The organism is Ideonella azotifigens (assembly GCF_006519715.1).
Classification (GTDB): Bacteria; Pseudomonadota; Gammaproteobacteria; order Burkholderiales; family Burkholderiaceae_C; genus Ideonella; species Ideonella azotifigens.
The window spans coordinates 1-1225 of sequence record NZ_VIDT01001108.1 but is presented as its reverse complement, the minus strand read 5'-3'; the positions used below and the strand labels follow the sequence as shown (position 1 = coordinate 1225).

The following is a 1225-nucleotide window of genomic DNA, read 5'->3' as shown; positions in this document are numbered from 1 at the left end:
GGCGGTCTGCCAGCTCGCCGGCAAGCAGTTCGAGCGCCCAGTCGACCAGGGTTTCAGTGTCCGGCCGCGGCACCAGCACCGCGGGGCTCACCTGCAGCGTCAGGCCATGGAACTCCCGCTCGCCCAGCAGGTAGGCGGTCGGCTCGCCGGCGGCGCTGCGCTGCCACAAGGCCTGGAAGCCGGCCAGCGCGTCGGGCGGCAGCTCGTCCTGATCATGGGCCACCAGCCAGCCGCGGTCTTTCTGCAGCACGTGGCCCAGCAGCAGTTGCGCGTCCAGCCGGTCCACGCCGGCAGCGCGGGCCGTGGCCAGGGCTTGCGTGACGGTGGTGCTCACGCGCCGGTCTCCAGCGCCGCCATCTGCTGCTGCGCCCGCGCCACCTGCAGCGCCTGGGTCACGTCGCCCAACTCGCCCTCCATCACCGCGCCCAGCTTGTACAGCGTCAGGTTGATGCGATGGTCCGTCAACCGGCCCTGCGGGAAGTTGTAGGTGCGGATGCGGTCGGAGCGGTCGCCGGAGCCGACCAGCGCCTTGCGCGTGGCGGCTTCCTTGGCGTCGCGCTCGCTGCGCTCCTTGTCCTGCAGCCGGGCCTGCAGCACGGCCAGCGCCTTGGCCTTGTTGCGGTGCTGCGAGCGGTCGTCCTGGCATTCGGCAACCAGCCCGGTGGGAATGTGCGTCACGCGGATCGCGCTGTCGGTCTTGTTGATGTGCTGGCCACCGGCGCCGCTGGCACGAAAGGTGTCGATGCGCAGGTCGGCCGGGTTCAGCGTCACCTCGGCCGCTTCGTCCGGCTCTGGCATCACGGCCACGGTGCAGGCGCTGGTGTGGATGCGGCCCTGGGTTTCGGTCGCCGGCACGCGCTGCACCCGGTGGCCGCCGGACTCGAACTTCATGCGCGCATAGACCTGCGGGCCTTCGAGCCGGATCACCACTTCTTTGTAGCCGCCCAGGTCCGAGCGGCTTTCGCTCATCAGCTCGCTGCGCCAGCCCTGCGCCTCGGCGTATCGCAGGTACATGCGCGCCAGGTCGGCCGCGAACAGGGCCGACTCTTCGCCGCCGGTGCCGGCGCGGATTTCGACAAACGCGTTGCGGTCGTCGTCCGGGTCCTTGGGCAGCAGGGCGGTTTGAAGCTCGGCCAGCAGTGCGGCCTGGTCGGCTGCGGCTGTGGCGGCCTCTTCGCGCGCCATCGCGGCCATCTCGCTGTCGCCCGCCTTGTCAGCCTCGGCC

The 1225-nt window shown here is 71.1% G+C and carries 2 protein-coding genes; both read right to left on the bottom strand.

Annotated features, from left to right (window positions below):
* The coding region (locus FKP22_RS30925; protein ID WP_510606736.1) for a class I SAM-dependent methyltransferase at window positions 1-334 on the bottom strand (334 nt) is incomplete at its 3' end.
* Window positions 331-1225 (bottom strand): peptide chain release factor 1 (gene prfA, locus FKP22_RS30920; protein WP_141292002.1); only part of this gene is annotated, 895 nt, incomplete at its 5' end. The genes FKP22_RS30925 and prfA, both read right to left, overlap by 4 nt.